The 12,072-nt window shown below is 51.4% G+C and carries 9 protein-coding genes and 1 tRNA gene; 8 read left to right on the top strand and 2 right to left on the bottom strand.

Annotated elements, in window-relative coordinates; translation table 11 throughout:
- Positions 1–101: 101 nt before the first annotated feature.
- Complete coding sequence (locus EII14_RS00845) at positions 102–1,235, bottom strand: endonuclease/exonuclease/phosphatase family protein (protein ID WP_124930674.1); 1,134 nt, start codon at positions 1,233–1,235, stop codon at positions 102–104.
- 264 nt (positions 1,236–1,499) lie between these two features.
- On the opposite strand from EII14_RS00845, the gene EII14_RS00840 reads away from it, so the two are divergent.
- From EII14_RS00840 to EII14_RS00825, 4 genes are all read left to right on the top strand, one after another.
- Positions 1,500–4,211, top strand: coding sequence for a TonB-dependent receptor (locus EII14_RS00840; protein ID WP_124930673.1), 2,712 nt, complete (start codon positions 1,500–1,502; stop codon positions 4,209–4,211).
- A 12-nt stretch (positions 4,212–4,223) separates the two neighbouring features.
- Positions 4,224–5,159, top strand: coding sequence for a DUF5689 domain-containing protein (locus tag EII14_RS00835; RefSeq protein ID WP_124930672.1), 936 nt, complete (start codon positions 4,224–4,226; stop codon positions 5,157–5,159).
- A gap of 91 nt (positions 5,160–5,250) precedes the next feature.
- A complete protein-coding gene (locus tag EII14_RS00830; RefSeq protein WP_124930671.1) occupies positions 5,251–6,393 on the top strand; it encodes a choice-of-anchor J domain-containing protein in 1,143 nt (380 codons plus the stop codon).
- 85 nt (positions 6,394–6,478) lie between these two features.
- Positions 6,479–7,375: a DNA/RNA non-specific endonuclease gene (locus EII14_RS00825; RefSeq protein ID WP_124930670.1), complete on the top strand. Its 897-nt coding sequence runs from the start codon at positions 6,479–6,481 to the stop codon at positions 7,373–7,375.
- A gap of 222 nt (positions 7,376–7,597) precedes the next feature.
- On the opposite strand, the gene EII14_RS00820 is transcribed toward EII14_RS00825, so the two are convergent.
- Positions 7,598–7,679, bottom strand: a tRNA-Leu gene (locus EII14_RS00820).
- 229 nt (positions 7,680–7,908) lie between these two features.
- Here EII14_RS00820 and EII14_RS00815 point away from each other — a divergent pair.
- From EII14_RS00815 to dacB, 4 genes are all read left to right on the top strand, one after another.
- Complete coding sequence (locus tag EII14_RS00815) at positions 7,909–8,982, top strand: mannose-1-phosphate guanylyltransferase (protein ID WP_124930669.1); 1,074 nt, start codon at positions 7,909–7,911, stop codon at positions 8,980–8,982.
- A 172-nt stretch (positions 8,983–9,154) separates the two neighbouring features.
- Positions 9,155–9,673 carry an OmpH family outer membrane protein gene (locus EII14_RS00810; RefSeq protein WP_124930668.1) on the top strand — a complete coding sequence of 173 codons (519 nt, stop codon included), beginning with the start codon at positions 9,155–9,157 and terminating at the stop codon, positions 9,671–9,673.
- 43 nt (positions 9,674–9,716) lie between these two features.
- On the top strand, positions 9,717–10,223 hold the full coding sequence (locus EII14_RS00805) for an OmpH family outer membrane protein (RefSeq protein WP_124930667.1): 507 nt from the start codon (positions 9,717–9,719) through the stop codon (positions 10,221–10,223).
- Between the two features lie 136 nt (positions 10,224–10,359).
- Positions 10,360–11,688, top strand: a complete 1,329-nt coding sequence (gene dacB, locus EII14_RS00800; protein WP_124930666.1) for a D-alanyl-D-alanine carboxypeptidase/D-alanyl-D-alanine-endopeptidase — start codon at positions 10,360–10,362, stop codon at positions 11,686–11,688.
- Positions 11,689–12,072: the final 384 nt, after the last annotated feature.

Below are 12,072 nucleotides of genomic sequence, written 5' to 3'. Positions count from 1 at the left end.
CAAAAATAATCGTATCGACGCGGCATAGGCTACAAGGATTTATTATTTTTGTCCGCTCTCTTGACGCACGCCTTGAAAGTGTGCGAATGATGTTAGAGCGTTTATTCTATGTGTTTGATGAGAAACACCTGAGTGGGCAGGTGGTCGGAGTAACCATTGAGCCATGTTCCTCCGGCGGTGGTGCGTTTCGGACTGCCCTTATAGCGTCCCTCGGTTTGGTAGAGATAGTCGCGCGTAAATACGGCATGGGTGTAATACTGCAAATGGCGTTTATCTCCGGTAAACATATTGCCCGACAAGATGATCTGGTCGAAGAGGTTCCACTTTCCGTTGTAGAAGAGTGTTCCCACTCCTTGTCGGTAAAGCACGTCCCACCAAGGGTTGAACAGATCTGTCGAAGTGAGTTTTTTCTTTTCGTGCTTCGCTCCGAGTGCTTCGGGCGAGGAAACGGAAAGGTCGGCAGGGTCGTCGTTGAGGTCGCCCATCACAATGATTTTGGCATCGGGATCTTGCTTGAAGAGGGCGTCTTTGAGATGTCGCACCTGATAGCCGGCACGTTCGCGGGCTGGACTTTGGGCACCGCGCGAAGGCCAGTGGTTCACGATGAAATGAAATTTCTCTCCGCCCAACAGTCCTGAAACGACCAGAAAACCGCGCGTGATGTAAGTGGTGTCGCCAAGGAGCTTTCCATTTTCATGAGGATGCGGTTGCACCACCCCTTGTTCGTCCACATAAAACCCAAGATCGACATCGGGTTGATCGGGCGTGCGATAAACATAGGGGACGAGCATCGCGCGTTGGAGTTTGAAAGCCTTGGGATTGTAGAAAAATGCAGGATCCACTCCGCGGCGATCAGGCCCTTCGATGTGGACGATTTCGTAGCCGCGTCCTTGCAGTGCGGGTTGTTGCAGGAGGTCTTCGAGCACACGGCGGTTTTCCACTTCCGTCATGCCGATGACAGCCGCTCCGACAGGATTTTTCGTCTTACCGACTTCGGTGCAGAGCTCGCTCAACACCTGTGCCATGTTGTGGAGTTTGGCTGCATATTTCTTTTCGTTCCACTTATATGAGCCTTCGGGCAGAAACTCATAATCGTTCTTGCCGGCATCGTGCTGGGTGTCGAAAAGGTTCTCCACATTATAGAAACCGATGCCGTAAAGCGCCTTTTTCTGTGCTCCCGCATCCACGGCCACGGCGCAAAACAGCACGAGGATGGAGAATAGTACTTTTTTCATTGCTTAGACTTAAAATGATATTGGCCGCAAAATTAAACAAGAAATTCGAAACAAGAAGTTTTTCGACAATTATATTCGGAAAAAATCCACTTTTTATGGAAAAACAACAGATCACACCGAAAAAAGAAAGGTAGAGAAGCGGCGATATGGTATTTTTTTCTACTTTTGCGGAGACAATACGCGACTAACGAGGCGGAGGATTGCCGAGATATGCTTACTTTTGCACCCCGCACTTAGTCTGATTAACACTATATTATTCATCTTATGACAAAAGGAGTATCCGTATTGGCCACGATGTGGTGCATTGCCGGAGCTACGGCAATGGCACAAATACAAAAGGCCGATACATTAAAACTTCATGAGGATAACGCCGATTTCACTTTCACCGAATCGCAGTTGGACGAAGACCTCGACGCTTCGCAGGCTGTGGCCTCGGTGGTGGCCAAAAACGACCTTTTCCTCAACCAAGTGGGTTTCCGTTTCAGCCCGATGCGCTTCCGCGTGAGGGCTTTGGACAACATGTACAGCCAAACCTACATGAACGGTTTGCGCTTGAACGACACGGAACTCGGACGTTTCAACTACGCCTCGATCGGCGGCATGAACGACGCTACGCGCAACAAAGAAGGCGTCGATGCTTACGACTACACCACGTTTGGCCTTGTCGGCCCCGGAGGCGGACAGAGCCTTAACACGCGCGCTTCCCAATTTGCACAAGGCCGCAAAATCTCTCTCTCCGCCACCAACCGCAACTACTACGGACGTGCCATGTACACCCACGCCACAGGACTCATGGCCAACGGCTGGGCTTTTGCAGGAAGCGTCGGTTATCGCGGTGCCACCGAAGGGGTGATCGAAGGTACCTTCTACAACTCCGCCGCCTACTTCTTGGCCGCCGAAAAGCGATTCGGCAACAACCATGCCCTCTCGCTCGTCACCTATGGCAGCCCCACCGAACGCGCACAACAGGGAGCTTCGACCGAAGAAGCCTATTGGCTGGCCAACTCACACTACTACAACCCCAACTGGGGCTATCAAAACGGAGAAAAGCGCAATTCGCGCGTGGTAGAAACGTTCTCTCCCACCACCATTCTCACATGGGATTGGGAAAACGACGCCCACACCTCCCGACTGACCTCCAACCTCGGTTTTGCTTACAACCAATATAGCGGAACGGCACTCGGTTGGAACGGAAACGCCTACGACCCTCGCCCCGACTACTACAAAAACCTCCCTTCGGGTGTGGGCGACGTTTGGGATCGCAACAGCGAACACTATGTGGGCAAGGAGCAGTTCTTACTTGATCAATGGCAAAGCCTCTACGAGCGTTGGACAAGCAACAAGGCCAATCGCCAAGTAAACTGGGACAAGATGTATCACATCAACCGCCAAAACGAAGCCGCCGGTGGCGAAGCCCTCTATTATCAAGAACGGCGACACAACGATCAGCTGGTCGGAGCTTTCAGTTCGACGCTCAACCACACGTTCAACAAGAACCACAAAATTGCCATGGGCGTGAACCTCAACCACACACATGGCATGCACTATAAGACCATGGCCGATCTGCTCGGCGGAACGCGCTACACCGACATCGACAAATTTGCGGCCAAAGACTACGGCAGCAAAAGCCTCGAAGCCCAAAACGACCTGCGCAACCCCAATCGTCAGATCAAGGTGGGCGACCGATTCGGCTACGACTACAACATCGACGTAAACAAAGCCGATCTTTGGTCTAATTACCAATACACCGGCGGATACAGCCAAGTCATCGTTGCCGGTCACATTGACGGAACGACCATTGAGCGAGACGGACAAATGGAAAACGGCCGTTATCGCAACAACAGCTACGGCAAGAGCGGAATGGCCAAATTCCTTGGCGGCGGCGGAAAACTCACGTTGGCTTTCACTCCCACTCGCAATCATCGTTTGTCATTGAGTGCCAACGTCCTTTCGCAAGCCCCACTCGCACGCAACGCTTTCGTTGCAGCACGCACCCAAAACAATTTCATCAACAACCTCACCAACGAAGACCACATCGGTTTCGACCTCAGCTATGCTTTCCGCTTCGGTCGCGTGGTGGGTAAAGTGAGCGGCTACCACACGCAAATCACCAACCAAGTCAAACAAACGGCTTACTACAACGACCAGCAATCCACCTTCACCTACCTCACGATGAGCAATATAAGCAAGGCTCATTACGGTGTGGAGGCCGCTCTCGAAATTCAAGCCACCACCAACCTCTCGTTCTCGATGTTGGCTTCCGTGGGCGATGCTCTCTACAACAACAACCCCTACGCGCAAGTGAGCTATGAAGGCATGAATCCCGCGGAATTGGCGAAACTCAACTCCGTAAAAAATCCCGTGACCAAGCAACCCATGCCCATGCGCGTCATAGCCAAGGGAATGCGTGAAGACTCTACTCCGCTCACAGCTCTCTCCGCCGGTGTGAAATACAGCTACAAAGGCTGGTTCTTTGAAGCTTCGGCCAACTACTACGATCGCGTTTATGTCGGTTTCTCTCCCTATCGCCGCCTCAACAGCACCTATGCCACCGATGGGCACTTCTATCTTCCCACAGGCGTCAGCCCCTCCGGGCTGCCCGTGTTTGAACCCACGCTCGCCCAACTCGAAAACGAAGGCGGCATATTGTTCAGCAACGACGGTTTTGAAATGGCATCATATGCCGCTGCACAAGAGAAATTCAAGGGTGGCGTGATGTTCGACGCCTCCATCGGCCGCTACATTCGTTTGCGCGGTGGAAAGAGTCTGAGCATCAACCTATCGTTCCAAAACATCGGCAATAACACCAATCTCCGAACCGGTGGTTACGAACAAAACCGCTCCGACTTCTACTACAAAGAAAGCGGAGGCAGCTATTCCAAAGGAGAAGGCAAGGCCTACAAGTTCTCCAAAAACTCGAAGTACTACTACGCCAACGCTTTCAACTTCTTTCTCAACATTGGCTTCAAGTTCTAAAACCGCATTCGCATGAACAAGATATTCTCCATCATCTTCGGTGCAACGCTCGCCTTTTCGATGGCTTCCTGCATGGACAGCCACGATGAGCCCAACACCGACAATTTTCTCATAACAGCCAAACAAATCGGTGAACCCAACACCACCATCTACGGCGTGAAAGAGAAGTTCAAAACCCCGATTTCTACCAACAACACTTTCGAGCAAGTCAAAGAAGACATCATCTTCGAAGGAGTGGTAGTGGGTAATGATGTGTCCGGAAACCTCTACCAAACAATCGTCATCCGTCACATCGGCAGCACCCCCGAAGCCACCGACGACCAATGCATTCAAGTAGGCATCAAGCACACTATTCTCTATCCCTACTTCGCATTGGGACAACGCATCCGCGTCAATCTCAAAGGCCTTTATGTCGGCAATTACAGCCGCACGCCCAAAGTGGGACAACCCTACTACACCTCTTCGGGCAACCTTCGCCTCGGCCCGATGCTTCTGGAAAAGGTAGCCACCAACATCCAACTCATCGGCAAGCCCAACTCCGAAGCTCCAGAGCTCACTCCGCGTGATTTCACCACCTCCGAAGGCGAGCAGTGGCTGCGCGACTCAAACAACCGCAACTACCTCAACTCACCCATGCTCGCCAAAGTGAGCGGTTTGATCAAAGAGGTACAAGGAAGCGAGAAAGACAACCCGGCCACGGGAGCACTCTCCGGCCGCAAAGAACCGCTTCCAAAAATCTTTGCGCCCGAAGTGCTCTACGATGCCGGATATGCCGTGGATCGCACCCTGCTGCTGAAAAGCAACAATTCCAGCATCACCATCCGCACATCGACGCAAAACGACATTGCATTTCTTCCCATTCCGGCCGACACACACACCTACACCGGCATTATGTCTTATTACAGCAACTGGCAAATGCAAATGCGCAGCGTGAACGACATCAAATAAAAACTATCAAAACAACGCAGACATCAAAAGGATCACCTCCAACGGCGATGGTGCATCTGTTTTGTCTGCTTCCATACACAAAAAAATCATCATGAAAAAGTATTTTTCTATCGTAACCTCGCTCGCCCTCGCCCTCGGTTTCACCGCCTGCGAAGACGTGCCCGCACCTTACGAAATCCCTTCCGATCAAACCGAAACTCCCGTAGGCGACGAACTGCTCAGCGAAACCTTTGCCTCAACTCTCGGCTCCTTCACCAATGCCACCACACAAGGCGCAGGAGAATGGAAAATAGACTTTAAGACCGCCAAAGCCTCCGGTTACGACAAAGACACGAAGAAAACCACGGCCGGCACTTACTACCTCGTCAGTCCCGAAATCAACCTCTCAGGCATCGACGCCGCGCACGTGACGTTTGAATACATCCTTGCCTACAACAAAGGTGCCGAAAACCAACAACTCCTCATCACCGACAAGTATGACGCTGCAAAACCGGCCGAAGGCTGGACGCTCATCTCCCAAGAGTGGAAAGAACCCAACAAAAAGGAAGATGGAAAGATCGATTGGAAAACCTTCCATTCCGCAGCCATCAACCTCCCGGCTCAATTCATCGGCAAGAAAGTACGTATCGCACTCCGCTACAACACCGATGCCACAAGCGGTTCGACTTGGGAAGTGAGAAACCTCAAAGTAAAGAAAGGCAACGTCACACAGTCCACACCCGACACCCCTCAACCACCCGTGAACGGCGATCTACTCAACGAAACCTTTGCCTCAACTCTCGGTTCCTTCACCAATGTCACCACACAAGGCGCAGGAGAATGGAAAATAGACTTTAAGACCGCCAAAGCCTCCGGTTACGACAAAGACACAAGAAAAACCATTGCCGGAACCTACTACCTCATCAGTCCCGAAGTCAATCTCTCGGGCATCAACGCCGCAAATCTGACGTTTGAATATATTCTCGCCTACAACAAGAGTGCCGAAAACCAACAACTCCTCATCACCGACAAGTACGACGCCGCAAAACCGGCCGACGGTTGGACGCTTATCTCCCAAGACTGGAAAGAGCCCAACAAAAAAGCCGATGGAAAGATCGACTGGAAGACTTTCCACTCTGCAACCTTCGGTATTCCGGCTGAATTTATCGGCAAAAAAGTGCGCATCGCTTTCCGCTACAACACCGAAGCAGCAGGCGGTTCGACTTGGGAAATCAGAAATCTCAAAATGAAATAACCCCTTCTTTTCATCCGGCCTTCGCACCGCCCGACGGACTCTTTTCGCATCCTTCGGACGGTGCGTCGGTGCTTTTTCCAACGCCATGTTTCAACGCATTCTGCTCCTTTCGGCCGTCACGCTCCTTTTGGCCGCTTGCGACAACTCCTCAAACGATTCGTTCCAGTTGGGCGGAGGAGAAACTCCCACGCCCTCGCCTTCTGCAAGCGGAATGGCAGCCCGCATCGAGATGCCCCGCTTGTCGGGAAACTCCTCCGAGATTTTTGTCGTTCACAAGACAGCACCCTCGCACTCCGGCGGCGACTCCGTCGTAAACTATGCCTATGCCTACGACAAGCGCGAATACCACTCCAAATGGGTGGCATTTCGATTTGACGGCGACACTCGTCCGCGCCGTGTTAATCGCAAAGACAACAGCATCAGGCCGCTCTACCCTCGCGATCCGAAGCTCCCCGTGGTCTATGCTCTGCACGACGACGTCTCCTTCAACGGCTACGACCACGGACACCTCTGCGCATCGGCCGACCGGCTCTATTCCAGAGAGGCCAATGACCAAACTTTCTATCTCGGAAATCTCAGTCCTCAAAACAGACAATTCAATCGCGAATACTGGGTCGCCCTCGAACAACACGTTCAAAACCTCGGTCGAAAAGCCTCTTTCGCCGACACCCTCTACGTCGTTAAAGGCGGCACGATCAACACCGGAAACATTCTGCGCCATGTGGCCTCCAATCGCATGGCCGTGCCCAAATACTACTTCATGGCATTGCTCAAAGTGAAAAACGGCATTTACACCGGTATCGGATTTCTGCTCGAAAACAAAGATTATGGCATTGACGGCACCCTCCCTCTCATGGCCGGGCATGCCATGAGCATCCGCAGTCTCGAACAACGCACCGGGATAGACTTTTTCCACAATCTCCCCGATGTCATCGAAAACGGAATAGAAAACACGTTCTCACTCACAGCTTGGCACATGTAAAATCTGCCCGAAGCCCATTTTCCACCCCACAAGCCACTTTCACACCAAGAGCAGACACACAACAAAAGAACGGTTAAAATCCACAGAAGCAAAATACAGGAATACGGGCAACACGCCGACACGGGCTAAGAGGCTTTGCGGAAATCTCGACTGAACCATTAAAAAATAAGAAGAAAGAAAAAACGCGAAGAAAATAAACTTTTCTTCGCGTTTCGCATTTTGTACTCCGAGCCGGGGTCGAACCGGCACAGGTTTCCCTACTGGTGTTTGAGACCAGCGCGTCTACCGATTCCGCCATCGGAGCAACAAACGGTGAAACCCACCGACAAACTGCTTGTGGCAGCATTGCGACCGCAAAGATACGGCATTTTTCGCAACACGCCAAAAAAGAAAGAGAAAATATGAGGTGCATCGGATAAAAGTTTGTTTTTCCTCTCTTTTACGACAATTATAGAGAGTCGTTCGCGTTTTAATGTTTATATTCGCATAGGCAAAAGCCTCTGCAAAAAGATTTTTACCAAAATAAAGATATCATGAGAGCCAATGATTATTGCATCATCTTAGCCGGAGGCGTGGGGCGTCGCTTATGGCCGGCGAGCCGCGAACAGCATCCCAAGCAATTCATAGACTTTTTTGGTGTGGGAAAAACGCTTCTTCAACTCACCTTCGAGCGTTTTGCAGCTTTTCTCCCGATCGAAAACATCTACATCTCCACTTTTGCCGACTATGTCGGGCTTGTACGAGAACAGTTGCCTCAGATTTCCGATGCGCAAATTCTCGCCGAACCGGTGCAGCTGTCCACCGGTCCGGCTGCGGCTTGGGCTTCATGGAGTTTGGCGCGCAAACATCCCGACGCCTGCTTCGTGGCCACTCCGGCCGATCAGTTCATCACGAGCGATGCTTCTTTTACAAGAGAAATTGTTCAGGGTTTGGACTATGTGCGCCACTCCGATCACTTTTTGGCCATGAGTGTCAAAGCCAATTCTCCCGTGACGGCTTTCGGCTACATTCAAAAAGGGGAGCAGCTCGACGAACACCGCCGCACCGTCAAATCGTTTACCGAAAAACCGCCGATCGAGTTTGCACGCACCTTTATCGAGAGCGGCGAATTTCTTTGGAACACCGGTTTGTTTTTGTGGAAAGCCTCTACCATGCAGGAGGAATTTGCCCATTTATTTCCCGTTATCGCGCAAACAGACGCTTCACATCTTGCCGATGCCGACGAAGAAGCACTGCTCAAACGCTGTTTTCCCATGGCAGAATTTTGCACGCTCGACAGCATCATTCTCGAACGACGACAAGACACCGTGGTACAAGAATGCACGTTCGGTTGGCGCGATGTGGGATCGTGGCCGGTGATGAAAGAAACGCTTCCCGGCAATGTAGATGGCAATGTCACGATCGGTGGAGCGGGCGTGATTTTTCAAGGCACGAAAAACACGTTGGTCTGTCTGCCCGAAACGATGGGAGCCGTTGTTCGAGGTTTAGACAATTATCTTGTCGTGCTCGAAGGAAACATGCTCGTCATCATGCCCAACAACGACGCCTCAATACCTCGCAGGCTTGCCTCAGAAGTACACGTCAGATTGGGTGAAGAATTTTTATGACCACTCCGTCTTTGTCTTCTCACGGTAGTGTTCCATTGTTAAAACGGCTCGTTGCAACGGCATTGTTCTGTTAAAAAATGCCCGACACATCACGTTTTGCCGTCGGGTGTTTTATCGTTCAAGTATTATCCTCTACATTTGTAGCAGTTTTTTTCTTTTTTCCTTTTCCGACATGAAAAAGTTTTTAGTTCTTCTTTTCCTCACGATCGCCTGCATCGGCGGCAGTCGTGCCCAAAAGTTCGCCCTCATCGACATGGAATACATCATGAGCAACATTCCCGCTTATGAGCGTGCCAACGAACAACTCAACCAAGTTTCCAAAAAATGGCAGGCCGAGGTCGAAGCGTTCGACAACGAAGCCAAAACCCTCTATCGCAACTATCAGAACGAATCGGTGTTTCTCTCCGAAGCCCAAAAGAAGGAGCGCGAAGAGAGCATTGTGGCCAAAGAGAAATCGGCCGCCGAATTGAAGAAAAAGTATTTTGGCCCCGAAGGCGAACTGCATAAAAAGCGAATCGCCCTGCTCGAACCCATTCAAGACGAGGTTTACAATGCCATAAAAGGCATTGCGCAGGCCAAAGGCTTCCAGCTCATCCTCGATCGCGCCAGCGAAGGGGCGGGCATCGTTTTTGCTTCGCCGGCCATTGACATTAGCAATGAGGTGCTCTCTAAATTAGGCTATTCCAACTAAAAGTAGTACTTTTGTCACCGAAAATCAACAAACCTTTATCAACATGTTCAAAAAACTCATGATCTTGGTGCTGATGATGGCACCCCTCACGATCCTCGCTCAGAAGTTTGCACACTTCGACTCCGGAGAAATCTTGAAAATCTATCCCGAAGCACAAGCCGCACAAACCGCTCTCGAAGCCCTCGGCAAACAATATCAGGCCGATCTCGAAGCCATGGAAAAAGAGTTGCAAACAAAGGTGCAGAAATTTGAATCGGAAATCAACGAAAGCACACCGGCCAACATGCGCCAACGTCGCCAACAGGAATTGCAAGAGCTCCAACAGCGCATTCGTCAAGCCTATCAAGACAACGAGCAGGCTTTCCGCCAAGAATCTCAGAAAAAGATGCAGCCCATTCAAGAAAAGGTGTATGCTGCCATTGAAGCCGTGCTGAAAGAAGGCGGATACGTCTATGGCGTAGACAAGGCCATCGTAGCAGGGCTGAGCATCAACAGCGCGCTCTCCACCGACATCAGCGCACAAATCAAAGCCAAACTCGGCATCAAATAAAACAAACGGCTTTCGTCCGTCATCATTAGCATTTGAAACAGAGAAACACGGGCATTCCTTTGCCCTTCTCCGTTTCAAATGCTATTTTTCATTCCTTCCGTCTGTCTTTCTCGTTTTCGAACATCAGTTGCCGCCCATGCTTCGATTTGTTCTTTTCGCCCTGCTTCTCGTCTTTCGATTTTCAGCCCTTCCGGCTCAAAACCGCTCGCTTCACAGAGAAAACGCTGCCGATTTCACCGCTCGACACTCCACCGAAACTTTCGCCAAAGTCATTAAAAGCCGCATCGACGAACTCCTGCAAGGCGATCTTTCCCAACAATCGCAAATCGGGCTTTACGTCTACGACCTCACCGCCGACACCGCCCTCTACCGCTACGGTCATCGGCAATTGTTGCGGCCGGCATCGACGATGAAACTCCTCACTGCCATCGTCGCCCTCGACCGCCTCGGCAGCGACTACAAGCTCTCCACCAACCTCTATGCCACGGCCTCACCCATTGACACCCTCCTCCCCGGCCATATCATAGTGAAAGGAGGTTTCGACCCGCTTTTCGGGCGCGACGACCTTCGTGCCATGGTCGCTCATTTGAGTAAAAAAGGCATTCGCCATATCGGTGGCGACATCATTCTCGACCGTTCTCTGAAAGACACCGCCACGCTCGGCTGGGGCTGGTGTTGGGACGACCGCGAACCTCCCCTCACCCCTCTCGCCTACCGGGGACGCGAAACTCTCGCCGCAGCCTTTCAACGATCGCTGGCGGCGGCCGGCATCGCTTTCGACGGTCAAATGCGCCATGGGCTGTTGCCCGATTCCGCCACGCTCCTTGTGTCGCGCTCGCACAACATCGACCAAATTCTTCACCCAATGATGAAGCGATCCGACAATTTTTATGCCGAAAGCCTCTTCTATCACCTTGCCGCACAATCCGCACACCCTTACGCCGATCGCAAACAAGCGGTCAAGAAATTCGAGCGTTTCTTCTCTTCTCTCGGCCTTCAATCCTCCGACTACCAAGTGGCGGACGGCAGCGGCTTGTCGCTCTACAACTATCTCACGCCGGAACTCCTCGTTTGTGCCTTGCGCTACGCCTATCTCAACGAAGAAATCTACAACCATCTCCTTCCCTCACTACCGGTCATGGGGCGCGACGGCACCCTTCGCCGCCGCTGCATCGGCACATCGGCACAAGGCAACGTCCGTGCCAAAACGGGCACCGTGGAGGGCATCACCTCGCTGGCCGGCTATGCCCTTGCCGCCAATGGGCATCAGCTCTGTTTTGCCGTTATCAATCAAGGGCTGCTTCGCTCCTCCGTGGGGCGACGTTTTCAAGATCGGCTTTGTCGTGCTCTCACCGAAGATCTTCCCCAAAGCAAAAACAGTCCCGACAGCCTTGCCCTGCCGGCGGAAAAAGACATTATAGCCCCGTCTTCGGACGACAATGTCGGAAATCCACTACCGATGTAGCTCCCGACAATCTCAATGGGACGTTTCGATATTCTTCCCCGTCTTCCGCGAATGCCTCTTTTTGCGTAACAAGTAGGAACTTGCGGAAATTAGGTCCGTGATAGATTTTTCTACATAACGAGCAGAAAATTTTAAGTAACGAGTAGTTTTTTCTACTCGTTACTCCGTTTTCCACAACTCCTTGGGCAAGATGACGACGACGCATGGAAGGTAGATCCGGACAAGCCGAAGAGAAGTCGGGAGAAATTCTCGCGAAAACAGCAATTTTTCGCCTCTACCGGGATTTTTCCTTCTTTTTATCTACATTGTCTACATTTCGACACTAAATCACAGATATACAAACCGTTGCGAATGTAGACAACGCGAAAAAACAACTACATTCGT

This window comes from Alloprevotella sp. OH1205_COT-284 (genome assembly GCF_003859795.1).
Lineage (GTDB): Bacteria > Bacteroidota > Bacteroidia > Bacteroidales > Bacteroidaceae > Alloprevotella.
The sequence above is the reverse complement of the archived record's forward strand: the minus strand, read 5'-3'. Positions and strand labels throughout refer to the sequence as shown.

Bases quoted from the DNA above. Each gene is read 5' to 3' on its own strand.
- EII14_RS00845 (WP_124930674.1), bottom strand. From the start codon at position 1,235: ATGAAAAAAGTACTATTCTCCATCCTCGTGCTGTTTTGCGCCGTGGCC.
- EII14_RS00805 (WP_124930667.1), top strand. From the start codon at position 9,717: ATGTTCAAAAAACTCATGATCTTGGTGCTGATGATGGCACCCCTCACG.
- EII14_RS00810 (WP_124930668.1), top strand. From the start codon at position 9,155: ATGAAAAAGTTTTTAGTTCTTCTTTTCCTCACGATCGCCTGCATCGGC.
- EII14_RS00825 (WP_124930670.1), top strand. From the start codon at position 6,479: ATGTTTCAACGCATTCTGCTCCTTTCGGCCGTCACGCTCCTTTTGGCC.
- EII14_RS00830 (WP_124930671.1), top strand. From the start codon at position 5,251: ATGAAAAAGTATTTTTCTATCGTAACCTCGCTCGCCCTCGCCCTCGGT.
- EII14_RS00835 (WP_124930672.1), top strand. From the start codon at position 4,224: ATGAACAAGATATTCTCCATCATCTTCGGTGCAACGCTCGCCTTTTCG.
- dacB (WP_124930666.1), top strand. From the start codon at position 10,360: ATGCTTCGATTTGTTCTTTTCGCCCTGCTTCTCGTCTTTCGATTTTCA.
- EII14_RS00840 (WP_124930673.1), top strand. From the start codon at position 1,500: ATGACAAAAGGAGTATCCGTATTGGCCACGATGTGGTGCATTGCCGGA.
- EII14_RS00815 (WP_124930669.1), top strand. From the start codon at position 7,909: ATGAGAGCCAATGATTATTGCATCATCTTAGCCGGAGGCGTGGGGCGT.